At 62.5% G+C, this 22,215-nt stretch carries 20 protein-coding genes, 1 pseudogene and 1 riboswitch; of the genes and pseudogenes, 15 read left to right on the forward strand and 6 right to left on the reverse strand.

Features of this window, described 5'->3' with window-relative positions; translation table 11 throughout:
- The first annotated feature begins 136 nt into the window (after window positions 1–136).
- The 4 genes from msbA (at window position 137) to hldE (ending at window position 4,977) form a co-directional block, all read left to right on the forward strand.
- The gene (gene msbA / locus WIN67_RS02640) at window positions 137–1,942 is read left to right on the forward strand and encodes a lipid A export permease/ATP-binding protein MsbA (protein WP_102882032.1); all 1,806 of its coding nucleotides are present in this window, start codon (window positions 137–139) and stop codon (window positions 1,940–1,942) included.
- Between the two features lie 190 nt (window positions 1,943–2,132).
- Window positions 2,133–2,837: a sulfotransferase family 2 domain-containing protein gene (locus tag WIN67_RS02645; protein WP_273923745.1), complete on the forward strand. Its 705-nt coding sequence runs from the start codon at window positions 2,133–2,135 to the stop codon at window positions 2,835–2,837.
- Window positions 2,830–3,441 (forward strand): adenylyl-sulfate kinase, encoded by a 612-nt coding sequence (gene cysC, locus WIN67_RS02650; protein ID WP_110650965.1) that lies wholly within the window; start codon window positions 2,830–2,832, stop codon window positions 3,439–3,441. The genes WIN67_RS02645 and cysC overlap by 8 nt, the downstream gene beginning before the upstream one ends.
- 102 nt (window positions 3,442–3,543) lie before the next feature.
- Window positions 3,544–4,977, forward strand: coding sequence for a bifunctional D-glycero-beta-D-manno-heptose-7-phosphate kinase/D-glycero-beta-D-manno-heptose 1-phosphate adenylyltransferase HldE (gene hldE, locus WIN67_RS02655; RefSeq protein ID WP_102863061.1), 1,434 nt, complete (start codon window positions 3,544–3,546; stop codon window positions 4,975–4,977).
- 51 nt (window positions 4,978–5,028) lie between these two features.
- On the opposite strand, the gene WIN67_RS02660 is transcribed toward hldE, so the two are convergent.
- The 4 genes from WIN67_RS02660 to WIN67_RS02675 form a co-directional block, all read right to left on the reverse strand.
- A complete protein-coding gene (locus WIN67_RS02660; protein ID WP_102862880.1) occupies window positions 5,029–6,000 on the reverse strand; it encodes a metal ABC transporter ATPase in 972 nt (323 codons plus the stop codon).
- A gap of 41 nt (window positions 6,001–6,041) precedes the next feature.
- Entirely contained in the window at window positions 6,042–6,854 is an 813-nt protein-coding gene (locus tag WIN67_RS02665; protein WP_102882029.1) for an aldo/keto reductase, read from the reverse strand.
- Window positions 6,851–8,026, reverse strand: a complete 1,176-nt coding sequence (locus WIN67_RS02670) for an NAD(P)/FAD-dependent oxidoreductase (RefSeq protein ID WP_339070597.1) — start codon at window positions 8,024–8,026, stop codon at window positions 6,851–6,853. The genes WIN67_RS02665 and WIN67_RS02670 overlap by 4 nt, the downstream gene beginning before the upstream one ends.
- Before the next feature lie 137 nt (window positions 8,027–8,163).
- The gene (locus tag WIN67_RS02675; RefSeq protein WP_011058907.1) at window positions 8,164–8,496 is read right to left on the reverse strand and encodes a DMT family transporter; all 333 of its coding nucleotides are present in this window, start codon (window positions 8,494–8,496) and stop codon (window positions 8,164–8,166) included.
- Between the two features lie 111 nt (window positions 8,497–8,607).
- Between WIN67_RS02675 and WIN67_RS02680 the strand changes: the two genes are divergently transcribed.
- A complete protein-coding gene (locus WIN67_RS02680; protein ID WP_162884166.1) occupies window positions 8,608–9,492 on the forward strand; it encodes a LysR family transcriptional regulator in 885 nt (294 codons plus the stop codon).
- A 22-nt stretch (window positions 9,493–9,514) separates the two neighbouring features.
- A complete protein-coding gene (waaA, locus tag WIN67_RS02685; RefSeq protein WP_170001593.1) occupies window positions 9,515–10,795 on the forward strand; it encodes a lipid IV(A) 3-deoxy-D-manno-octulosonic acid transferase in 1,281 nt (426 codons plus the stop codon).
- Between the two features lie 76 nt (window positions 10,796–10,871).
- Here the strand turns inward: waaA and WIN67_RS02690 are convergent, their stop codons facing one another.
- Complete coding sequence (locus tag WIN67_RS02690) at window positions 10,872–12,302, reverse strand: TolC family outer membrane protein (protein WP_110595432.1); 1,431 nt, start codon at window positions 12,300–12,302, stop codon at window positions 10,872–10,874.
- 196 nt (window positions 12,303–12,498) lie between these two features.
- Window positions 12,499–12,603, forward strand: a riboswitch (TPP riboswitch).
- Window positions 12,604–12,766: 163 nt separating this feature from the next.
- Here WIN67_RS02690 and thiC point away from each other — a divergent pair.
- Both thiC and WIN67_RS02700 read left to right on the forward strand, forming a co-directional pair.
- Window positions 12,767–14,656 carry a phosphomethylpyrimidine synthase ThiC gene (gene thiC / locus WIN67_RS02695; RefSeq protein WP_102862886.1) on the forward strand — a complete coding sequence of 630 codons (1,890 nt, stop codon included), beginning with the start codon at window positions 12,767–12,769 and terminating at the stop codon, window positions 14,654–14,656.
- Between the two features lie 212 nt (window positions 14,657–14,868).
- Window positions 14,869–15,125 (forward strand): annotated as a pseudogene (locus WIN67_RS02700) (putative hydroxymethylpyrimidine transporter CytX); the annotation flags it as partial.
- Window positions 15,126–15,141: 16 nt separating this feature from the next.
- On the opposite strand, the gene WIN67_RS02705 reads toward WIN67_RS02700, so the two are convergent.
- Window positions 15,142–15,885 (reverse strand): RsiV family protein, encoded by a 744-nt coding sequence (locus WIN67_RS02705; RefSeq protein ID WP_102882025.1) that lies wholly within the window; start codon window positions 15,883–15,885, stop codon window positions 15,142–15,144.
- Between the two features lie 225 nt (window positions 15,886–16,110).
- Here WIN67_RS02705 and WIN67_RS02710 point away from each other — a divergent pair, with 225 nt between their 5' ends.
- From WIN67_RS02710 to WIN67_RS02740, 7 genes are all read left to right on the forward strand, one after another.
- Window positions 16,111–16,728 (forward strand): NUDIX domain-containing protein, encoded by a 618-nt coding sequence (locus tag WIN67_RS02710; protein ID WP_102862888.1) that lies wholly within the window; start codon window positions 16,111–16,113, stop codon window positions 16,726–16,728.
- Complete coding sequence (locus WIN67_RS02715; protein WP_011058915.1) at window positions 16,719–17,171, forward strand: DUF1249 domain-containing protein; 453 nt, start codon at window positions 16,719–16,721, stop codon at window positions 17,169–17,171. The genes WIN67_RS02710 and WIN67_RS02715 overlap by 10 nt, the downstream gene beginning before the upstream one ends.
- A gap of 99 nt (window positions 17,172–17,270) precedes the next feature.
- Window positions 17,271–18,086, forward strand: coding sequence for a 3',5'-cyclic-AMP phosphodiesterase (cpdA, locus tag WIN67_RS02720; RefSeq protein WP_339070598.1), 816 nt, complete (start codon window positions 17,271–17,273; stop codon window positions 18,084–18,086).
- Between the two features lie 67 nt (window positions 18,087–18,153).
- Window positions 18,154–18,762, forward strand: a complete 609-nt coding sequence (locus tag WIN67_RS02725) for a YqiA/YcfP family alpha/beta fold hydrolase (RefSeq protein ID WP_102862890.1) — start codon at window positions 18,154–18,156, stop codon at window positions 18,760–18,762.
- A 42-nt stretch (window positions 18,763–18,804) separates the two neighbouring features.
- The gene (gene parE / locus WIN67_RS02730) at window positions 18,805–20,709 is read left to right on the forward strand and encodes a DNA topoisomerase IV subunit B (protein WP_102882023.1); all 1,905 of its coding nucleotides are present in this window, start codon (window positions 18,805–18,807) and stop codon (window positions 20,707–20,709) included.
- A complete protein-coding gene (locus WIN67_RS02735) occupies window positions 20,709–21,692 on the forward strand; it encodes an esterase-like activity of phytase family protein (RefSeq protein WP_339070599.1) in 984 nt (327 codons plus the stop codon). The genes parE and WIN67_RS02735 overlap by 1 nt, the downstream gene beginning before the upstream one ends.
- Window positions 21,689–22,210 (forward strand): retropepsin-like aspartic protease family protein, encoded by a 522-nt coding sequence (locus tag WIN67_RS02740; protein ID WP_102862893.1) that lies wholly within the window; start codon window positions 21,689–21,691, stop codon window positions 22,208–22,210. The genes WIN67_RS02735 and WIN67_RS02740 overlap by 4 nt, the downstream gene beginning before the upstream one ends.
- Window positions 22,211–22,215: the final 5 nt, after the last annotated feature.

Below are 22,215 nucleotides of genomic sequence, written 5' to 3' on the forward strand. Positions count from 1 at the left end.
AGTTAAGCCGGCAATCATAGCGATTAATACCGGGTGGTGTCGTTGGTCAGCTGAACAATCTCGGTCCCTTGGGAGTGCCGGTACCTCGAACAAGCTGTGCTAAAGTCAGCCTCCTTTTTGACGACATTCCCGTGATATGACCGACTCCAGTCCCAGCGCAAGCCCTTCGAGCTTGAAAATCTACTTCCGTCTGCTTGGCTATGTGCGGCCCTATATTGGTCTGTTTCTCATCAGCATCGTCGGGTTCCTGATCTTCGCTTCGACCCAGCCCATGCTCGGCTACATCCTCAAGTATTTCGTCGATGGCCTGTCCAATCCCGAGGCTGCGCTGTTTCCCACTGTGCCCTACCTGCGAGACATGCGGCTGCTGCAGGCGGTGCCACTGTTGATCGTGCTGATCGCTGCCTGGCAGGGCCTGGGTTCCTACCTGGGCAATTACTTCCTGGCCAAGGTTTCCCTGGGTTTGGTGCATGACCTGCGAGTGCAGTTGTTCAACAACCTGTTGACCCTGCCCAACCGCTACTTCGACAAGCACAACTCGGGACACCTGATCTCGCGCATCACGTTCAACGTGACCATGGTTACGGGGGCCGCGACCGATGCGATCAAAGTGGTGATCCGCGAAGGCATGACGGTGATCTTCCTGTTTGCCTCGTTGTTGTGGATGAACTGGCGCCTGACCCTGGTGATGATTGCCATCCTGCCGCTGATTGCGATCATGGTGCGTACCGCCAGCAAGAAATTCCGCAAGCAAAGCAAGAAGATCCAGGTGGCCATGGGCGACGTGACTCACGTTGCCTCGGAAACCATCCAGGGCTATCGCGTGGTACGCAGCTTTGGCGGCGAGACCTATGAGCAGCAGCGCTTTCTGGCAGCCAGCCAGGGCAATACCGACAAGCAACTGCGCATGACCCGCACCGGCGCGATCTACACGCCGCTGCTGCAACTGGTGATCTACAGCGCCATGGCGGTGCTGATGTTCCTGGTCCTGTATCTGCGTGGCGATGCGTCGGCGGGGGAAATGGTGGCCTACATCACCATGGCCGGGTTGCTGCCCAAGCCCATTCGTCAGCTGTCGGAAGTCAGTTCCACCATCCAGAAAGGCGTGGCCGGCGCGGAAAGCATCTTCGAACAGTTGGACGTCGAGCCCGAGGTCGATCGTGGCACGGTGGAACACGCCAGCATCAGCGGACACCTGGAAGTGCGTAACCTGAGCTTCACCTATCCAGGTACCGAGCGTCAGGTGCTGGATGACATCAGCTTCAGCGTCGAGCCCGGAAAAATGGTCGCCCTGGTGGGGCGTTCCGGCAGCGGCAAGTCGACCCTGGCCAACCTGATCCCGCGCTTCTATCACCATGACAAGGGCCAGATCCTTCTGGACGGCACCGAGGTCGAAGATTACCGCCTGCTGAACCTGCGTCGGCATATCGCCCAGGTTACCCAGCACGTCACCCTGTTCAGCGACACCGTGGCCAACAACATTGCCTATGGCGACCTGGCCGGGGCACCGCGGGCGGACATCGAAAAGGCCGCGGCCGACGCCTACGCCATGGACTTCATCGCTCAGTTGCCAGAAGGCCTCGACACTCAGGTGGGAGAGAACGGCGTGCTGCTTTCGGGTGGCCAGCGTCAGCGCCTGGCGATTGCCAGGGCCTTGCTGAAGAACGCTCCGCTGCTGATTCTCGACGAGGCCACCTCGGCCCTGGACACCGAGTCCGAGCGGCATATCCAGGCTGCCCTGGACAAGGTCATGAAGGGACGTACCACCCTGGTGATTGCGCACCGTCTGTCCACTATCGAGAAGGCGGACATGATCCTGGTCATGGATCAGGGACGGATTGTCGAGCGCGGCACTCACGCCCAGTTGCTGGCCCAGAATGGCTACTACTCGCGGTTGCATGCCATGGGTCTGGAAGAGCCTGCACCCACCGGGATCGCCTGAGTCTTTCCGGGGAGCGAGCCCGCTCGTTCCCCGGAGCCTCCAGGGTGTGCAAGGCACCTTGGCATCATTTGTATGGCCCGTCTTACAGTCTTGACCAAGGCTAAATAATTCTGCGTTTCACGCTTGTTATGGTTCCCGCCTGAGTCTTCGAATGGATCGAGAGGGCCATCCTTCTCGCGTGGGTACCGCAATGCTGCAACGTTTTGTGTGGAAGTTATTACCCAAGACCCAGCGTCATTTCCTGTTGGGTCGCCTGTCGGTGGTGGATCGTCAGGTGGTGAACAAGTCCATGTCCGCCAATGTGCGGTTCCCCGATGCTTTTGCCCGTCATTCCTGTCTGTTTATCCATGTTCCCAAGTGTGCCGGCAGCAGCGTCTGTTCGGCCCTGTTCGACGGGTGGATGCCGGGGCATCTGCCGTTGTACTGGTATGAGCAACAGTTCCCCCGGGCGTTTTCCAGCAGCTTCAAGTTCGCCTTCGTCCGCGATCCCCTGGAACGCGCCTATTCGGCCTATGCCTTTTTGCGGGGCAACCGCCTGGGGCGACGGGATCAGGCGGCCCAGAGCCTGGTGACGCACTACCGGGACTTCGACGACTTCGTCGGTCGCTGGCTGCACTCGGAGAATATCCACAGGCAGATGCATTTCGCGCCCCAGAGCGACTTCCTCACCGACTCCCTGGGGCGCCTGGCCCTGGACTTCATCGGCTATCAGGAGCACCTGCAACGTGACTTCCAGCTGTTGTGCCAGCAGTTGGGGGTCGATGCCCAACTGCCCCATGTCAACGGCACTGCTCAACGCCGCACTACCCCTGTCAGGGAATTCTGCTCGGTACGCACCCGTCGCCTGGTGCGCCGTGTCTATCAACGCGACTACGAGATGCTGGGTTATGAATAAGCTCGCTTGTGCGCCTTTGGAGCAACTGCAGATCCGCCCCTACAGCCTGTCGCTGTCCATCGAGGCCCGGGCCGCCCTCAAGCAGCAGAAGCCCTGTTGTCTATGGCTGACGGGCCTGTCGGGGGCCGGCAAGTCGACCCTGGCCAACCTGCTGGAACTGCGCCTCAACGAGTTGGGCATGCATACCTTCGTCCTTGATGGCGACAATGTGCGCAGTGGGCTGTGCCGTGACCTGGGAATGGGGGCCGAGGCACGCAAGGAAAATATCCGCCGCATGGCCGAGGTGGCGCGGCTGATGGTGGAGGCTGGGCTGTTGGTGATCGTGTCGGCGATTTCACCGTTTCGCGCCGATCGTGATGCTGCCCGGGCGCTGTTCGGGGCTGGACAGTTTATCGAGGTGTACATCAGCACGCCGTTCCAGGCCTGTGCCCGGCGTGACCCCAAGGGCCTGTATCAGGCGGCCCTGGAGGGCCGTATCAAGGATTTCACCGGGCTCGACAGTCCTTACGAAGCGCCGCTGCAAGCCGATTGCGAGATCGATACGTCCTGCGTGGAGTTGCCGGAGGCGATCCGCCAGCTGCTGCAACTGCTGCCGTGCAAATGAATCGTAGAAAATCTTCACCGGCCTCACTCAAGGCATAGAACTAGGCGGCGCCAACCCTGTGTTAATATCGCGCCCCTGTTCATTTTGTATGTGGGATGCTCCATGAAGTTGTCCATGCCGCGATTCGATCAAGCCCCTGTCTTGGTGGTGGGCGATGTCATGCTCGACCGTTACTGGCATGGTGGTACCTCACGGATTTCCCCTGAGGCGCCGGTGCCGGTGGTCAAGGTCGAGCAGATCGAGGACCGCCCGGGTGGTGCCGCCAACGTTGCCCTGAACATCGCCGCCCTCGGTGCGCCCGCCTCCCTGGTCGGGGTGACCGGTGACGATGAGGCTGCCGACAGCCTGGCCAACAGCCTGCAAGGTGCGGGCGTACGTGCACTGTTCCAGCGCATTGCCCACCAGCCGACCATCGTCAAGCTGCGGGTCATGAGCCGTCACCAACAGCTGCTGCGCATCGACTTTGAAGAACCCTTTGCCACCGACGCCCTGGCCCTGGCCGCCGAGGTTGACGCTTTGCTCGACGGCATCAAGGTGCTGGTGCTGTCCGACTATGGCAAAGGCGCTCTGCGCAACCATCAGGTGCTGATCGCGGCCGCGCGGGCCCGTGGCATTCCGGTGCTGGCGGACCCCAAGGGCAAGGATTTCTCCATCTACCGTGGTGCCAGCCTGATCACGCCGAACCTCAGCGAGTTCGAAACCATAGTCGGCGGCTGCGCCGACGAGCACGAACTGGTGAGCAAGGGCGCCAAGCTCATGCACGATCTGGAGCTGGGGGCGCTGCTGGTGACCCGTGGCGAGCACGGCATGACCCTGTTGCGTCCGGATCATCCGGCCCTGCATCTGCCGGCCCGTGCCCGTGAAGTGTTCGACGTCACTGGGGCCGGTGATACCGTGATTTCGACCCTGGCGGCAGCGATTGCCGCCGGTGAAGAGCTGCCCCACGCGGTGGGCCTGGCCAATCTGGCCGCGGGCATTGTGGTTGGCAAGCTGGGTACGGCGGCCATCAGTGCACCGGAGCTGCGTCGGGCGATCCAGCGCGAGGAAGGTTCCGAGCGCGGTGTTCTGAGCCTCGATCAGCTGTTGCTGGCCATCGATGATGCCCGGGCGCACAACGAGAAGATCGTGTTCACCAATGGCTGCTTCGACATCCTTCACGCGGGGCATGTGACCTACCTTGAACAGGCCCGGGCTCAAGGGGATCGATTGATCGTGGCGATCAACGACGATGCTTCGGTAAGCCGCCTCAAGGGGCCTGGACGTCCGATCAACAGTGTCGACCGGCGCATGGCGGTGCTGGCGGGGCTGGGTGCCGTGGACTGGGTGATCAGCTTTTCTGAAGGCACTCCGGAAAACCTGCTGTCCCAGGTCCGCCCGGACGTGCTGGTCAAGGGTGGCGACTACGGCATCGATCAGGTGGTGGGCGCCGATATCGTCACGGCGTATGGCGGCACGGTGAAGGTGCTGGGATTGGTGGAGAACAGCTCGACCACCGCCATCGTCGAGAAGATCCGCAAGACCGACAAGGCCCAGTAACGGTTGCAGTCTGAAAAAACGGCGCCTGCTCCAGGCGCCGTTTTTTTTGCCTCAGCCTTGGCGCCTGGCCTTGGCGGGAACCATCTTGCGCAGGATCTGCCGGGCCTTGCCGGTCAGGCGCGAAAGCTTCGAGTCCTTTTCCGGTTCGCTCAGGCCTCGTTGCCTGAGCCAGTCCTTCCAGCGAATCCGCTCCTCACGCACCACCCAGCCTTCCTGCTGGGCGAAGCTTTCCGCCAGGTACAGGCCGCGGGTGCTGGCCGGGTGCAGTTGATCCTTCTTCAAGGTGTACAGCTCGGCACAGGGCTGGCCATTGTCCAGGGGCATCAGGTACAGATCCGGCCGCTTGCGGTCCAGGCGCGCCACCAACTGGTCGCCTTCCAGGCGCTCGTCGACGTGGAACAGGCTCAGCGACTTGGCTTCCTTGGGGACGTCCAGGCGCAGGTCGTAGATCAGTTGCAACGAGGCGGTGGGCAGGTGCACGTAGGCCCGGGGTCGCTCCAGCAATTGCAGGTTGGCGCAGCGTACCGGTCGCGCGGCTCCGGACAGTGGAGTCAGGCGAAAGGGCAGGGCCTCGCGATAATGCAGGGCCCCTGCGTAAGGGGCAGGTAGCCAAGTGTCGTTGAAGCGTCCGCCGAGCCAGCCTTCCGGGGTTTCCAGCAGGCATTCCTCGGCGATTTCCTGGATGGCCGTGTGCAGCGGCAGGTTCAGTTCATGGGCGGGTACGTAGCCGGAGATCAGCTTGAGCACCACGTCGCCGCGGTCCTGGCGTCGCTGGCGCACCAGCACCCAGTAGTCACGGTTCTGCCAGTGCAGGGTCAGGCGTACAGAAACCCCGAGGTTGGCCAGTTCCAAGGCAAACCTTTCGTGGTCTGCCACCGTCACCGCGCGTCGGCGCTGCAGGGTCTGAGCGAAGTTCAGCGGCCTCCCGACGCTCTGGTAGCAGAGGCCTTCGGGAGTCGCTTCGACGAACAGCGGCAGGGTCTTGAAGTTGCTGGGGTTCTTTCTAATGAGCGGTCGCGACATCTCGGCTCCTTCTTGCGTCGGGGTCGGCCGCGTCGGCGGCATCAGTTTTTGCCTAAAACCTGTGCCACGGTCGCCACGTTATGGGCCAGGTGCAACGGGTTGATGGTCCCGACGATAGCACTGGCAACGCCGGGCCGCTCAAACAGCAGTTCGAAGCTGGCCCGCACCGGGTCGACGCCCGGACTCAGGCAGACATGGCCGCTGGCCAGGGCCTTTTTCACCAGGATGCCCTTGTGGTGGTCGGCGGCATAGTCAATGACCGCCCGCTCGGCCTGTTCGTTCAGATTGTAGGTAACCATGGCGCAATCGCCTTGCTCCAGAGCCTTCAGACCGCCGTCGACGGTCTTGCCGGAGAAGCCGAAGCCACGGATCTTGCCCTCCTGCTTGAGCTGCGCCAGGGTCTGGTAGACCTCGCTCTGGTCGAGAATGGCCAAGTCGTTGCCGTCGGAATGCACCAGCACCAGGTCGATGAAGTCGGTTTCCAGGCGTTGCAGGCTGCGCTCCACGGACAGTCGGGTGTGAGCGGCACTGAAGTCGTGGCGGGACACGCCGTCGGCAAACTCTTCGCCGACCTTGCTGACGATCACCCATTCCTGGCGCTGGCCGCGTAGCAGGGGGCCCAGGCGCTCTTCGCTGCGGCCGTAGGCGGGGGCGGTGTCGATCAGGTTGATGCCCAGGTCGCGGGTCAGCTTGAGCAGCATGCGGGCTTCCTGGTCATCCGGGATCTGGAAGCCGCTGGGGTACTTCACCCCTTGATCACGGCCCAGCTTGACCGTGCCCAGGCCCAGAGGCGAAACCATCAGGCCGGTGCTGCCGATGGGGCGATGCAGGTTATGCAGGGTCGGCTGGCTCATGGCAGCAGTTGCTCCCAGGCCGGTTGGGCCAGGGGCGGCTTGGGCAGGGCGGGAAGTGGGTCACTGCGGCCTGGACGAATGCCGTCGCGCTCCAGAGCCGCGAGAACGCGGTCGGCGAAGTCCGGCGCCAGGGCCAGTTTGGTCGGCCAACCCACCAGCAGGCGATCCTGCTCGGCGAGGAAGGCGTTATCCGGCCGGGTCAGGCCCGATTGCGCCGGCTCGGCCCGGTCCACTCGCAAGGTGGCCCACTGCGCCTGGCTCAGGTCGACCCAAGGCAGCAACTGTCCCAGTTCCTTTTGGGCAGCAGCGATCTGCGCCGCCGGTTCCCGGGCCACGCCTTCGGCTTCGGCGAGATCGCCTCCCAGGTACCAGACCCATTGGCCGTCGGCAGCCGGGTGAGTGGTGACGGTGATCCGGGGTTTGGGGCCGCCGCCCAGGCAATGGGCGTACAGGGGTTTAAGGGTTGGCCCCTTGACCAGCACCATGTGCAGCGGACGTTGCTGCATGGCCGGCTGACTCAGGCCGATAGCCTTGAGCAGGTCGGCATTGCCGGCACCGGCGCTGAGGACGATGCGTTGCGCGCGGATCTCGCGTTCATCGATCCGCAGGCCCACCAGATGATCATTCTCCAGTAGGGGCTCGATCTTCTGTCCGGCCAGCAGGCTATCGCCGCCGAGGTCTGCCAGACGCTGGATGATGCTAGGCACATCCACCACCAGCTCGGCCAGACGATAGACCTTGCCTTTGAAGCGTTTGTCTTGCAGGGCCGGGGGCAGTTGTTCGCCCTTGACCTGATCGACCCGGCCGCGCACGGCCTTACTGGCAAAGAAGCTGGTGAGGTTGCCGGCCAGGGTGCCGGGAGACCAGAGGTAATGGGCGTCGGACAGCAGGCGCACGCCGGACAGGTCCAGCTCGCCGGTGCCGGCCAAGGCTTCGCGCCAGCGCCGCGGCATGTCGGCGATGGCTTCCGAGGCACCGGTGAGGGCGCCGTGCAGGGCGTATTTGGCGCCACCGTGGATGATCCCCTGGGATTTCACGCTCTGTCCGCCACCGAGGCTGGCGCTTTCCACCAGTACAGTGGAAAAGCCCTGACGCCGCAGGCGGGCGTTCAGCCAGAGACCGGCGACGCCTGCGCCGACAATCAGCACATCGGTAGAAATAGCGGATGGCATGCAGCGACCTCAGTGTTCAAAACGAGAGGCGCAGTATACAGGCTCGTGAATCTGTAGGAGCGGCCAGGCGAACCCCGTGACAGGTTGTCACGGGGTGGGCTGCTCGCCGGCAAGCCGGCTCCTGCATGAGCAGAGGGTCAGTGCCCGGCGGTTTTAGAGAACAGCTGGATCACCACCACGCCGAGGACGATCAGCGCCATGCCCAGCATGGCCGGGATATCCAACTTCTGGCCGTAGAGAAACAGGGCGGCGATGCTGACCATGACGATGCCCATGCCAGCCCACACTGCGTAGGCCACGCCTACCGGGACGGTGCGCACTACCAGGGTCAGCATCCAGAACGCCACGCCGTAGCCGACGATGATCAGCGCCAGGGGCAGCGGTGTGCTCAAGCCCTTGACCGCTTTCATTGAAACAGTGGCAATTACTTCCGCGCAGATGGCGATGGCCAGGTAGTAGTAAGCGTTCATGGGAGGGTTCCTCGTGTCTGGGACTGCTTTTCTGAGGTCGGCATTCTAGAGGCTGCTCAGATGGGGTAAAGTCATTACCTATCTGTTATGAAGATAGGTTGCCCTATGAACATGCAATGGAACCTGGAGCAGTTGCGGCTGTTTGTCAGTGTTGCCGAGCTGCGCTCGTTTTCTGCAGTAGCCCGCCAGCAACGCAAGGCTCAGTCCGCCATCAGCAGTGCCATTGCCCTGCTGGAAGAGGACCTGGGAGTGAGCCTGTTCGAGCGCAGCAGCGGCCGTCAGCCAAAGCTCACCGAAGCCGGCAGTGCCTTGTTGCAGGAGGCCCGGGAAATCCTCCGCCAGTGTGATCGCCTCAATGGCCGGGCGCTGGCCTTGATGCGGGGCCAGGAGGCGCGGTTGCGCCTGGCCCAGGATGAGGCGATGCCCTATCAGCCGGTGCTCGACAGCCTGGAGGCACTGGCCGAGCGCTTTCCCAGCCTGGAAGTGCAACTGGCCAGCGGTGCTCAGGGGGACGTGGCGCGCAAACTGGTGGAGCGTCGGGCCGACTTGGGGCTGCTGTTTCACCATGAGCAGATGCCGGAAACCCTGGAGCGCCAAGCCCTGGGCAGCGTCGAGATGGTCACCGTCTGCGCCGTGGGGCATCCGCTGGCCCATGAGAAACGGGTCAATCGCCAGCTTCTGGCCCGGCACCGGCAGTTGCTGATCGCTCCCCAACTCAGCGGTTATCCCGGTGGCGAGCAGGTCAGCCCCCAGGTCTGGCGGGCTGACAGCTTCTATGTCATGGCTGAATGGCTGATGCGCGGCCTGGGCTGGGCCTGGCTGCCGCGGCATGTGGTGCAGTACCCGGCTTACCAGCACCAGATGGTCGAATTGGTCAGCGAATGGACCCCGCCGGCGCTGGTGGTGGAGTTGGCTTGGCGCCGCGACGAACCTCTGGGGCCGGCGGCGCGTTGGCTGGCGGAACGTTTTGCCGTGCACCTGAAGGCGATCGGCTAAAAAACCGATAAACTCCGCCGCCATGAATAGAACTCTCTATACCGCACTGTTTTACCTGGGGCTGCCATTGGTAGCGATTCGCCTGTGGCTGCGTTCGCGCAAGGCTCCGGCTTATGCCAAGCGCATTGGCGAGCGTTTCTCCCTGGGCTTGCCGGCCATGCAGACTGGCGGCATTTGGGTGCATGCGGTGTCTGTGGGCGAGAGCATCGCCGCCGCTCCAATGATTCGTGCCCTGTTGGCCCGTTATCCCCAGTTGCCGATCACCGTGACCTGCATGACGCCCACCGGCTCCGAGCGTATCCAGGCGTTGTTCGCCAATGAGCCACGAATCCAGCATTGCTACCTGCCTTACGATCTGCCCTGCGCCGCGGCGCGATTTCTGGATCGGGTGCAGCCCAAGCTGGCGGTGATCATGGAGACCGAGCTGTGGCCCAACCACATTGACCAGTGCGCCCGGCGCGGGATTCCGGTGGCCCTGGCCAATGCCCGGCTGTCCGAGCGTTCGGCCAAGGGCTATGGACGTTTTGCCCGCCTGACCGCGCCCATGCTGGGGCAAATGAGCCTGTTCGCGGTGCAGACCGAAGCCGAAGCCGAGCGTTTCCGTCAACTGGGTGCACGTCCCGAGACGGTGGAAGTCACAGGCTCGATCAAGTTCGACCTGAGCATTGACCCGCAACTGCTGGAGCGTGCCCGGGATCTGCGCCAGCAATGGCAGGCCATGGAGCGCCCGGTGTGGATCGCCGCCAGTACCCACGAAGGTGAAGACGCCGTGGTGCTCGATGCCCATCGGCAACTGCTGGCCAGTTATCCGAATGCCTTGCTGATCCTGGTGCCACGGCACCCGGAGCGCTTCAACTCGGTGTTCGAGCTGTGCCAGCAACAGGGATTCGCGACGGTTCGCCGCTCCGCCGGGGAACCGGTGGGCGCCACCACCTCGGTGTTGCTGGGGGACACCATGGGCGAGTTGCTGTTCCTCTACGCCCTGGCCGACAGCGCTTTTGTCGGCGGCAGTCTAGTCGCCAATGGCGGGCACAACCTGCTGGAGCCGGCGGCCCTGGCCAAACCGGTGATCAGCGGGCCGCACCTGTTCAACTTCCTGGAAATCGCCGCGATGCTGCGCGAGGCCGGTGCCTTGCAGGAGGTGGATGACGCTGAGGGACTGGCGGTGGCGGTGCAGCGCCTGTTCGAGTTGCCCCGGGATGCACAGAAGATGGCCGAGGCCGGGCTCAAGGTGCTCAAGGCCAATCAGGGCGCTTTGCAGCGTTTGCTCGATGGGCTCGACCGTTTGCTCAAGGAGCGCTGAGTCGTAGCTCCGAAAGCGCTTTGCCGGCATGCAAAAAGGCCACCCGCAGGGGTGGCCTTTTTTATGGCTGCGGCCTTCAGGGGCGAGCCTTGAGTTGCTCTTGTGCGGCCTTGGCCAGGTCCGGCGGCAGGAAGTCGCGGTCCGGGTTGTAGTCGGCCTTGAGGTAGCGCGACAGGTCTTGCAGATCACCGGGGTTGAGGGTGCCGGCGGCCTGCTTCAGGCGCAGGTTGTCGAGGATGTAGTCGTAGCGGCTGTTGTTGTAGTTGCGCACCGAGGTGTACAGCTGGCGCTGGGCATCGAGCACGTCGACGATATTGCGCGTCCCCACCTGATAGCCGATTTCCGTGGCTTCCACCGCACTCTGGTTGGAGATGATCGACTGGCGTCGGGCCTGGACCTGCTCGACATCGGTGTTCACTGCGCGGTGCAGGTTGCGGGTGTTCTCCACCACCTGGCGGCGTAGGGATTCACGCTGCTGTTCGGTCTGGCTCAGGCGCGAATAGGACTCGCGAACCTGGGAGCTGGTCAGCCCGCCGCTGTAGATCGGGATGTTCAACTGCAGGCCGATGGAGCGCTGTTCGACATCGCTGCCGTAGCGCGTCAACGGATTGGGGTTGCTGAAACCCAGGGCGTCGTTGTCGCCTTTCTTGTACTGCGCCACGGCGTCCAGGGTCGGGGCGTGCCCGGCCTTGCGCTGCTTGAGGGTTTCCTCGGCGGCGCTGACCGCGTAGTTGCTGGCCAGCAGGTTGAGGTTCTGCTTGGCGGCGGTGTCGACCCAGGCCTTGGCATCGTTGGGGGTCGGCGCCAGCACCGGCAGGGTATGGACGATGCCCTGGATCGCGTTGTACTCGCGGTTGGTCAGGGTGATCAGGGCCTCGAAGGCGTCGTCCACCTGGCGCTGGGCAAGGATGCGGTTGGCCCGGGCGGTGTCGTAACTGGCCTGGGATTGCAGTACGTCGGTCTTGTCCGACAGGCCCACATCGAAGCGCTCGTTGGACTGATCCAGCTGGCGTTTGAACGCGGCTTCCTCGGCCTTGGTCGAGGCCAGGTTGTCCTGGGCGCGCAGCACCGCGAAGTAGTTCTCCGCGCTTTGCAGGATCAGGTTCTGCTCGGTGGCCGAGAGTTGCAGGGAGGCTTGCTCGTTGATGTCCTTGGCGGCTTGCAACTGGAACCAGCGATCGGCACGGAACAGCGGCTGGGCCAGGGTGGCCTGGTAGACGTTGCCGCTGCGGGTCGAGGTCATGGAAGGTTCATCGAACTTGGTGCGGGTATTGCTCATGTCCGCGCCGGCCGAGAGGTTGGGCAGAAGCCCGGCGCGAGCCTGGGGCACCACTTCCTTCTGGGCGCCGTACTGGGCGCGTGCAGCGGCCAGATCGGCATTGTTGTCCACCGCTTCCTGATAGACGCTGACCAGGTCGGTCTTGGTGGTCAAAGGCGCTTCTGCTGCCCAGGCCATTCCATTGGACGCACAAGACACGGCAACAGCCAGTGAGAGTTTGCGCAGCATTCGGCGATCCCTAGAGTTGATATTACGGAGATAATCCAGGCGCCAAGGCTAAGGCGCGACCCATAGAGCGTCAAGGTTCGACACAGGGCAAGGAGTGTAGAGCCGCTGGCAGGTCGCAACAATCCGCTAATTACGCCATTCATCCTGCTTATTGCACGGGGGTTGGCGTTCTGTCCCGGCTTTGTCTAGACTGGCCCGGTTCTTGTCGGGGTGCCTTGCTATGAGGCTGAGATCGGATAATCCGGATCCCGTTGAACCTGATCAGGTTAGCGCCTGCGTAGGGAACAAGATTTCTCGTCACCCGGCGAGTCCTCTTGTGCTTCGTCCGGGATGTTGTTCGACAATCGAACACCCCTCGAGTACCAAGCACTGCACTCACTAGTTGCTTAGACAGGGTGCGTCCGTCCGTTACAGGTTCGCTCCGACAAAATCCCACTGCCTGGATGCTGTCTGGAGAGCCCGTGATGACGACAAAACTAAAAAACGCTAGCAACCTCAGTGAGTCGGCCCAAGTCGACCAACAATCGGTGCAGCCCTTTACCCGCTCGCAAAAAGTCTATGTCCAGGGTTCCCGCCCGGACATCCGCGTGCCTATGCGCGAAATTACCCTGGACGTGACCCCCACCGATTTCGGCGGCGAGATCAACGCGCCGGTCACTGTGTACGACACCTCCGGTCCCTACACTGATCCGAACGTGGTGATCGATGTGCGCAAGGGCCTGGGTGATGTACGTTCGGCGTGGATCGAAGACCGTGGCGACACCGAGCGCCTGGCGGGCCTGAGCTCCAACTTCGGTCAGCAGCGTCTGGCGGACCCGGAACTGACCAAGCTGCGTTTTGCCCACGTCAACAACCCGCGCCGAGCCAAGGCCGGGGCCAACGTCAGCCAGATGCACTACGCGCGCAAAGGCATCATCACCGCCGAGATGGAATATGTCGCCATCCGCGAAAACATGAAGCTGCAGGAGGCCCGCGCCGCCGGCCTGCTGAAGCAGCAACACGCCGGCCACAGCTTCGGCGCCAGCATCCCGAAAGAAATCACCCCAGAGTTCGTCCGCGAGGAAATCGCCCGCGGCCGCGCCATCATCCCGGCCAACATCAACCACGTTGAGCTGGAGCCGATGATCATCGGCCGCAACTTCCTGGTGAAGATCAACGGCAATATCGGCAACAGCGCCCTGGGTTCTTCCATCGAGGAAGAAGTGGCGAAACTGACCTGGGGCATCCGCTGGGGCTCGGACACGGTGATGGACCTGTCCACCGGCAAGCACATCCATGAAACCCGCGAGTGGATCATCCGCAACTCGCCGGTGCCGATCGGTACCGTGCCGATCTACCAGGCCCTGGAAAAGGTCAACGGCGTGGCCGAGGACCTGACCTGGGAGCTGTTCCGCGACACCCTGATCGAGCAGGCCGAGCAGGGCGTGGACTACTTCACTATCCACGCCGGCGTGTTGCTGCGCTATGTACCGCTGACCGCCAAGCGCGTCACCGGCATCGTCTCCCGGGGCGGTTCGATCATGGCCAAGTGGTGCCTGGCGCACCATAAAGAGAACTTCCTCTACACCCATTTCGACGAAATCTGCGAAATCATGAAGGCCTACGACGTCAGCTTCTCCCTGGGAGATGGCCTGCGTCCGGGGTCGATTGCCGACGCCAACGACGAAGCCCAGTTCGGTGAGCTGGAAACCCTCGGCGAGCTGACCAAGATCGCCTGGAAGCACGATGTGCAGTGCATGATCGAAGGCCCGGGCCACGTGCCGATGCAGTTGATCAAGGAGAACATGGACAAGCAGCTGGAGTGCTGCGACGAGGCGCCGTTCTACACCCTGGGCCCGCTGACCACCGACATCGCTCCGGGCTACGACCACATCACTTCCGGTATCGGCGCGGCGATGATCGGCTGGTTCGGTTGCGCCATGCTTTGCTATGTCACGCCCAAGGAGCACCTGGGCCTGCCGAACAAGGATGACGTGAAGACCGGGATCATCACCTACAAGATCGCGGCCCATGCTGCCGACCTGGCCAAAGGTCACCCTGGCGCGCAGATCCGCGACAACGCCCTGTCCAAGGCGCGTTTCGAGTTCCGCTGGGAAGACCAGTTCAACCTGGGCCTGGACCCGGACACCGCACGCTCCTACCACGACGAAACCCTGCCTAAGGATTCGGCCAAGGTGGCGCATTTCTGTTCCATGTGCGGGCCGAAGTTCTGCTCGATGAAGATCACCCAGGAAGTGCGCGAATACGCGGCCAACCAGCGCATCGAAGCGGTGGACGTGGACGTCGCCAAGGGCCTGGCCGAGCAGGCCGCGCGCTTCAAGCAGGAAGGCAGCCAGCTGTACAAGAAGGTCTAAGCCACGAGCTGCAAGCTGCAAGCTGCAAGCTGCAAGCGGAAAGCAAAGGCCGAAGTGCTTTTTCTTGACGCTTGACGCTTGACGCTTGAGGCTTGCAGCTTGCTCCTGTTCTTTCTGAGATAGATCCCTTGCGCAGTGCAAGTACCTACTCTCCCGATCTCCCGATCTCCCGATCTCCCGATCTCCCGATCTCGCGGTGCCGGCCGACCAGCGCGTGTTTGGCGCCATTGGCCCAGTACCAGAACTTCCTGCTGTCGATCGGCTCGGCATTTGCGCGGTTGTTTGGCGTGGTGCAGGTGGATCACTTCATCCTGGGTCGCCGCAGCGGGCAGATCCCGCACTCAGCCCTGCGCTGGACGGCGCTGCCGGCCCGGTTGGGTGGGGTGAGCACCTATCACCTGCTGGCCAATCTGTATCCGGTGTCGGTGCAACCCTGCCGTCACTGGTACTGGCAGGGCTGTTGCAGTAGCTGCTGGGGCGGGCGTTCAGTTCCCGGGAAACAGCTCGGGCTTGAGCACGCCCTTGAGGCGGTCGTAGGGAATCTGCAATTCGATATGACCCAGAACCGAGGGCGCGATGGTGGTGACGTCGTACTTGAGGGTCACGGCTTTCTGGGTCAGGGCCACGTTCGGGGTTTTCTGGAACGGCCAGGTCTTGACGAATTCGGCTTCGCGATCCAGGTGGGTGCTGATCAGCCAGTTGTTGTGGGCAACCCGCGCAGCCTTCCAGAACATGTCCTCCTGGCCGGGCAGGAGCATGTCTGCCAGGTTCAGGGCCTTGTGTTGCTGGCGCGAGTAGTTGACGAAGCCCCGTCCCGGGGTGCCATTGGCGGCGCCGGTGTCCAGGTAGCTGGCCAGTTCGATGATCACCAGTCCGTCATGCTGCTCGCGTACCTTGGATTGCAGGTACATGCCGTGGCGGTCTGCTGCGCTGCGCAGAAACTGTTCGCGGTAGGCGCTGAGGCTGGCCGGCAGTGGTGCGTCGGGGCTGGTGCGGGTCATTTGCAGCAAGCGTTTTTCGACGATGGCGTCCAGTTGCGGCTCGGCGGGAAAGTGCACGGTGTCAAGGTTGACCAGTGGGCAGTCGGCGCCACTGCAGCCGGGTTTGAGTTGTTCGGATTTCTCGCGCTTGGTTTCCAGCGGGGTGTTGTAGCTTGGCTGAAACAGGCTTTGGCAGGCGCCCAGGGTCAGGGCGATACAGGCCACGGAGGCGATTTTGACAAGCGACATGGGCGTCCTTCATAAACCAGGGGGGAGGCAAAAGTTACCGGCTTCGACTGTCTGTGAGGCAGTCGGTTCGCCACTAAGCTCAATAGAAGCAATTAGAGTAGGTTTAGCCCCTCGCCGTCTATCCCGCTGAGGGTAAAGGGGCTGCATCGGCAGCCGCGGGCGCGTTAGGATGGCGCGAAGTCGAGGGGGATCCTCGGGTCGAATACGCTGTACACGAGGATTGTTATGACTGACTTTGCCAACTCCACGCCAAGTGCCGTTGAGATCATCCGGCGTGAAAACTGCTTCCAGGGGTTCTACCGGCTCGATCGCTTGCAATTGCGCCACGAGCTGTTCGCCGGTGGCATGGGGCGGGAAATCAATCGTGAAGTCTTTGTCCGTCACGATGCGGTCTGCGTACTGCCGTACGATCCGCAACGCGATGAAGTGGTGCTGATCGAACAGTTCCGCGTTGGCGCCATGGGCAAGACCGCTACGCCCTGGCTGGTGGAGCTGGTGGCCGGGCTGATCGACAAGGACGAGCAGCCGGAACAGGTTGCTCGGCGTGAGGCACAGGAGGAAGCTGGCCTGGACATCTCTGCGCTGTGGCCGATGACCCAGTATTTTCCGTCGCCGGGGGGCAGCACCGAGTTCGTCCACCTGTTCCTGGGCCGTTGCGACAGCAGCGCTGCCGGCGGGTTGCATGGGCTGGAAGAAGAGGCGGAAGACATCCGGGTTTCGGTGATGGCTTATGAGGATGCGTTGCAGGCCATGCGTGACGGGCGGATCTGCAATGCCGCCAGCATCATTGCCTTGCAGTGGCTGGCGCTCAATCGCGCTGAAGTGAGGGGGTTATGGTCGTAAACAAGGTACGCGACCGCTATCGGGTTGATCTCGCGGGGCTGCAAGCGTCCTGCGAGGCCAACTACGCTCGGCTGATGCGCCTGTTGCCTGACATGCGCAATCAGCCTGTGGCACGGCGCATTGCCGTGACCCAGGGCGACCAGATGCTCGGCGTACTGGCCCTGGAAGTGGTGCTGGCCTGCCCCTACACCACCACCTTGCAGGTGCGTCAGGAGCACAGCTTGCCGTGGCTGCCCGTGCCGCAACTGGAAGTGCAGGTCTATCACGATGCGCGGATGGCGGAGGTCATCAGTGCCGAGCATGCCCGGCGTTTTCGCAGCATCTATCCCTATCCCAATGCCTTCATGCATCAGCCGGATGAAAAGGCTCAGTTGAATGTCTTTCTTGGGGAGTGGCTGAGTCACTGCCTGGCCTGTGGCCACGAGTTCGAAGCCGTGCGCTAGATGTGAACTGGGTCCGTTTCCCAGGTTTCCTCTTTTGCATTTCCCCCAGCATAATTGCCGCCTTCATCATGCTTTGTGCCCTTGCTCCGGGAGAACGCCGTGCCAAGCGTATCCGCACTGACTGCCGACGATTCCGTACTGCTGGTGCAACTATCTGACAGCCATCTGTTTGCCAACGCTGATGGCACCTTGCTGGGCATGAACACCGCCGACAGTCTGCAGCGAGTCATCGAGCAGGTGCTGGCGCAGCAGCCGCGGATCGACCTGATGCTGGCCACCGGTGATCTGTCCCAGGACGGCTCCCTGGAGTCCTATCAGCGCTTTCGTCAGTTGACCCGACAGATTCCGGCACCGGGCCGCTGGCTGCCCGGCAACCATGACGAGCCGCAGGTCATGCAACTGGCGACGCAGGACAGTGACTTGCTGGAGCCGGTAATGGATATCGGCAACTGGCGCATCACCTTGCTGGACTCGGCGGTGCCCGGCTCGGTGCCGGGTTACCTGCAGGACGACCAACTGCAATTGCTGGCTCACTCCCTGAGCGAGGCGCCTGAGCGTCATCACCTGATCTGCCTGCACCATCACCCGGTATCCATTGACTGTACCTGGATGGAGCCCATTGGCCTGCGCAACGCCGAGGCACTGTTCGCCGTGCTCGATGCTTTCCCTCAGGTCCGTGCCTTGCTCTGGGGGCATGTGCATCAGGAAATCGACCGCCAGCGCGGCGCCGTGCGGCTATTGGCCTCACCCTCGACCTGCATCCAGTTCGAGCCCGGCAGCGACGACTTCAAGGTCGAGGAGCAGGTGCCTGGCTATCGCTGGCTGCGGTTGTGGCCCGATGGACGGTTGGAAACCGGCGTGGAACGGGTCCTGGGCTACGAATTCACCATCGACTACGGTAGCAACGGCTACTGAAGCGGCTTCGTAACCTGTCGTCATCCCTGTAAACTGCGGCTTTTGCCCAGGTGCACAGGGAGTTCGCATGTCCGGTTCGATCCTTTATATCCACGGCTTCAACAGTGCTCCCGCGTCGACCAAGGCCTCTCAGTTGCGGCGTGTCATGGAGCAGCTGGGGCTGGCTGAACAATTGCGGGTACCGGCCCTGCATCATCATCCGCGACAGGCCATTGGCCAGCTGGAGCAGGCGATTGCCGAGCTCGGTCGACCATTGCTGGTCGGCAGCTCGCTCGGCGGCTACTATGCGACTCACCTTGCCGAGCGCTACGGGCTCAAAGCCCTGCTGATCAACCCTGCTGTCAGCCCGCACCGGATGTTCGACGGTTATCTGGGCACGCAGAAAAACCTGTATACCGATGAAACCTGGGAGTTGACCCATGACCATGTGGCGGCCCTGGCAGCGCTGGAAGTAGCGCCGCCTCAGGACCCACAGCGTTATCAGGTGTGGTTGCAGACTGGCGACGAGACGCTGGACTATCGCAGCGCCGAGCGTTATTACCGTGCCTGCGCCTTGCGCATTCAGGCCGGCGGCGATCATAGTTTCCAAGGTTTTGCCGGACAATTGCCGGCGATGTTGAATTTTGCCGGCATCACTGCCGATCAGTACCAGGCGATCGACTTCACGGCACTGTGAAGCCTCGCCCCATATTCATTGAACGACTAACGACGAGAACCCATGGCCACTCCCAGCGCTAGCTCTTATAACGCAGACGCCATCGAAGTCCTCTCGGGACTCGACCCGGTGCGCAAACGCCCGGGCATGTACACCGACACCACGCGGCCCAACCATTTGGCCCAGGAAGTCATCGACAACAGTGTCGACGAAGCCCTGGCCGGCCATGCGAAGTCGATACAGGTCATCCTGCACGCCGACCATTCCCTGGAAGTCTGCGACGACGGCCGCGGCATGCCCGTGGATATCCATCCGGAAGAGGGCGTGTCCGGGATCGAGCTGATCCTCACCAAGCTTCATGCCGGCGGCAAGTTTTCCAACAAGAACTACCAGTTCTCCGGCGGTTTGCACGGGGTGGGTATTTCCGTGGTCAACGCCCTGTCGAACCAGGTGCGGGTGCGGGTCAAGCGCGACGGCAACGAATACCAGATGACCTTCGCCGACGGCTACAAGGCCACCGAACTGGAAGTGGTCGGCACCGTGGGCAAGCGCAACACCGGTACCAGTGTGTACTTTGCCCCGGACCCGAAATACTTCGATTCGCCGAAATTCTCCGTCAGCCGCCTCAAGCATGTGCTCAAGGCCAAGGCGGTACTGTGCCCGGGGCTGTTGGTGAGCTTCGAGGACAAGTCCAGCGGTGAGAAGGTCGAGTGGCATTACGAAGATGGCTTGCGCTCCTATCTGGTGGATGCGGTCAGCGAATTCGAACGCCTGCCCAGCGAGCCGTTTTGCGGCAGCCTGGCCGGTAACAAGGAAGCGGTGGACTGGGCCCTGCTGTGGCTACCGGAAGGTGGCGACAGTGTTCAGGAGAGCTACGTCAACCTGATCCCCACGGCCCAGGGCGGCACCCACGTCAACGGCCTGCGCCAGGGCCTGCTGGATGCCATGCGCGAGTTCTGCGAATTCCGCAACCTGCTGCCCCGTGGCCTGAAGCTGGCTCCGGAAGACGTCTGGGAACGGATCGCCTTCGTCCTGTCGATGAAGATGCAAGACGCCCAGTTCTCCGGCCAGACCAAAGAGCGTTTGTCGTCCCGTGAGGCGGCGGCTTTCGTTTCCGGTGTGGTCAAGGACGCCTTCAGCCTGTGGCTCAATGCCAATCCCGAGCTGGGCATGCAACTGGCGGAGTTGGCAATCAGCAACGCCGGTCGCCGCTTGAAGGCCAGCAAGAAGGTTGAGCGCAAGCGCATTACCCAGGGCCCGGCGCTGCCCGGCAAGCTGGCGGACTGCGCCGGCCAGGACCCGATGCGTTCCGAACTGTTCCTGGTGGAAGGTGACTCTGCTGGCGGTTCGGCCAAGCAGGCGCGGGACAAGGAATTTCAGGCGATCCTGCCGTTGCGCGGCAAGATCCTCAACACCTGGGAAGTGGACGGCAGCGAAGTCCTGGCCAGCCAGGAAGTGCACAACATCGCTGTGGCCATCGGGGTTGATCCAGGCGCCGAGGACATGAGCCAACTGCGCTACGGCAAGATCTGCATCCTCGCCGATGCCGACTCCGACGGTTTGCACATCGCCACCTTGCTCTGTGCCTTGTTCGTCCAGCATTTCCGCCCGTTGGTGAATGCCGGTCACGTCTATGTGGCCATGCCGCCGCTGTACCGCATCGACCTGGGCAAGGACATCTTCTACGCCCTCGATGATGCTGAGCGCGACGGCATTCTCGATCGCCTGGTGGCCGAGAAGAAGCGCGGCAAGCCCCAGGTCACCCGATTCAAGGGGCTGGGTGAGATGAACCCGCCGCAACTGCGTGAAACCACCATGGACCCGAACACTCGGCGCCTGGTGCAGTTGACCCTGGACGACGTCGAGGCCACCGCAGAAATCATGGACATGCTGCTGGCGAAGAAGCGCGCCGGTGATCGCAAGTCCTGGCTGGAGTCCAAGGGCAACCTGGCCGAGGTGCTGGCCTGATGCACAGAGGTTTTGCCCTGGCCCTAGCGCTATTGGCAACCTCGGTGGTGGCCGCGCCAGTGCCCGAACTGACCTTGTTGTCCGAGCATCCTGTGGAAGGCATGCGCGGTGGCAATCTGTCCGGGCTGGCACTCTGTGGCCAGGATTTGTGGACGGTTTCCGACCGCGATGACGATCAGATCTACAAGCTCGATACCCGCGACAGTGCCTGGCAGGCCGATGCCGTCAAGCTGGAGGTACCTGCAGTACCCGATACCGGCTTGCCCTGGGGCTTGAAGTCACGGACCTGGGCGGCGTCCTTCGTGCGTGGTGGCGACCTGGATTTCGAAGGCATCTCCTGCGACGCCGCCAGCAACAAGTATGTGATCAGCGAGGCTCATGCCGCGGTGCTACAAGTGCCGGCGCAAGGCGCGCCGGCCTGGTTGAAGATCTCCCCGATCATGGTCCGTGAAGCGCGGGCCAGTGGCATGCTCCTGCATTTCAACGCCTTGTTCGAAGGCCTGGCGGTGAACCCTGCCGGCGATCGGATCTGGTTGGCGGCGGAGCGTGAGCGGCGCGGGCTGTTGCTGATCAAGCGTGGGCAGACCACCTGGGACTGTGATGGTGGTTGCGTGCTGCTCAGTGAGGCTGGCTCGGAAATGCAGCCGGAGCAGGTGCCCAATGCCAAGGCGGTGTCCCGGGATTTTGCCGACGTGTCGCTGTTCGACGGCAAGTTGTTCACCCTGGAGCGTAACGCCTATCAGATCTGTCGCCGGGATGCGCAGACCGCCAAGGTCGAGCAGTGCTGGTCCTATGCCGCCGAGGCGCTGGTGGAGCATCGACGTTATCCACAGCCCTATGGGCTGGCGGAAGCCTTGGTGGTGGATGCCAAGGGGGCCTGGATCGGTGTGGACAACAACAATGGAGCCCGCGCCGATGGCGAGGCCCGTCCCATCGTCTGGCGTTTTGCTGCGCCTGAAGGTGGCTGGAGTAACAAGTCATGAGCCAGCAACCGGGCAAGAGTGCCGGGCGCGTGATGCTGATCATGGCCTGGGCCGCTGCGCTGTTCCTGGCCACGCGGTTCTTCGCCGACTGGGAGGCCCGTCAGGAGAACCCGAACACGGTCGTCAGTTCGCAACAACATGAGGGTTATATCGAAGTGAAACTGGTCGGCAACGGCCAGGGGCATTTCGTCGCCAGCGGCCATATCAACGGGCAGCCGGTGCAATTCATGCTCGATACCGGCGCCACCGAGGTGTCGATTCCTTCCGGGCTGGCCGAGCGCCTGGGCCTGGAACGTGGGGTGCCGGTCACCCTGAGCACGGCCAACGGGCGCAGCGAGGGTTATCGGACCCGCATCGAGCGTTTGCAATTGGGGGATATCGTTCTCCAGGACGTCAGGGCCCTGGTGGCCCCGGGGCTCGACGGCGACCAGATTTTGCTGGGCATGAGCGCTTTGAAGAAACTTGAATTTACTCAGCGCGGCGGCACTATGCTGCTGCGCCAGACAACGAACCAATGAGGCCC

It is taken from the genome of Pseudomonas idahonensis (assembly GCF_037903935.1).
Lineage (GTDB): Bacteria > Pseudomonadota > Gammaproteobacteria > Pseudomonadales > Pseudomonadaceae > Aquipseudomonas > Aquipseudomonas danubii.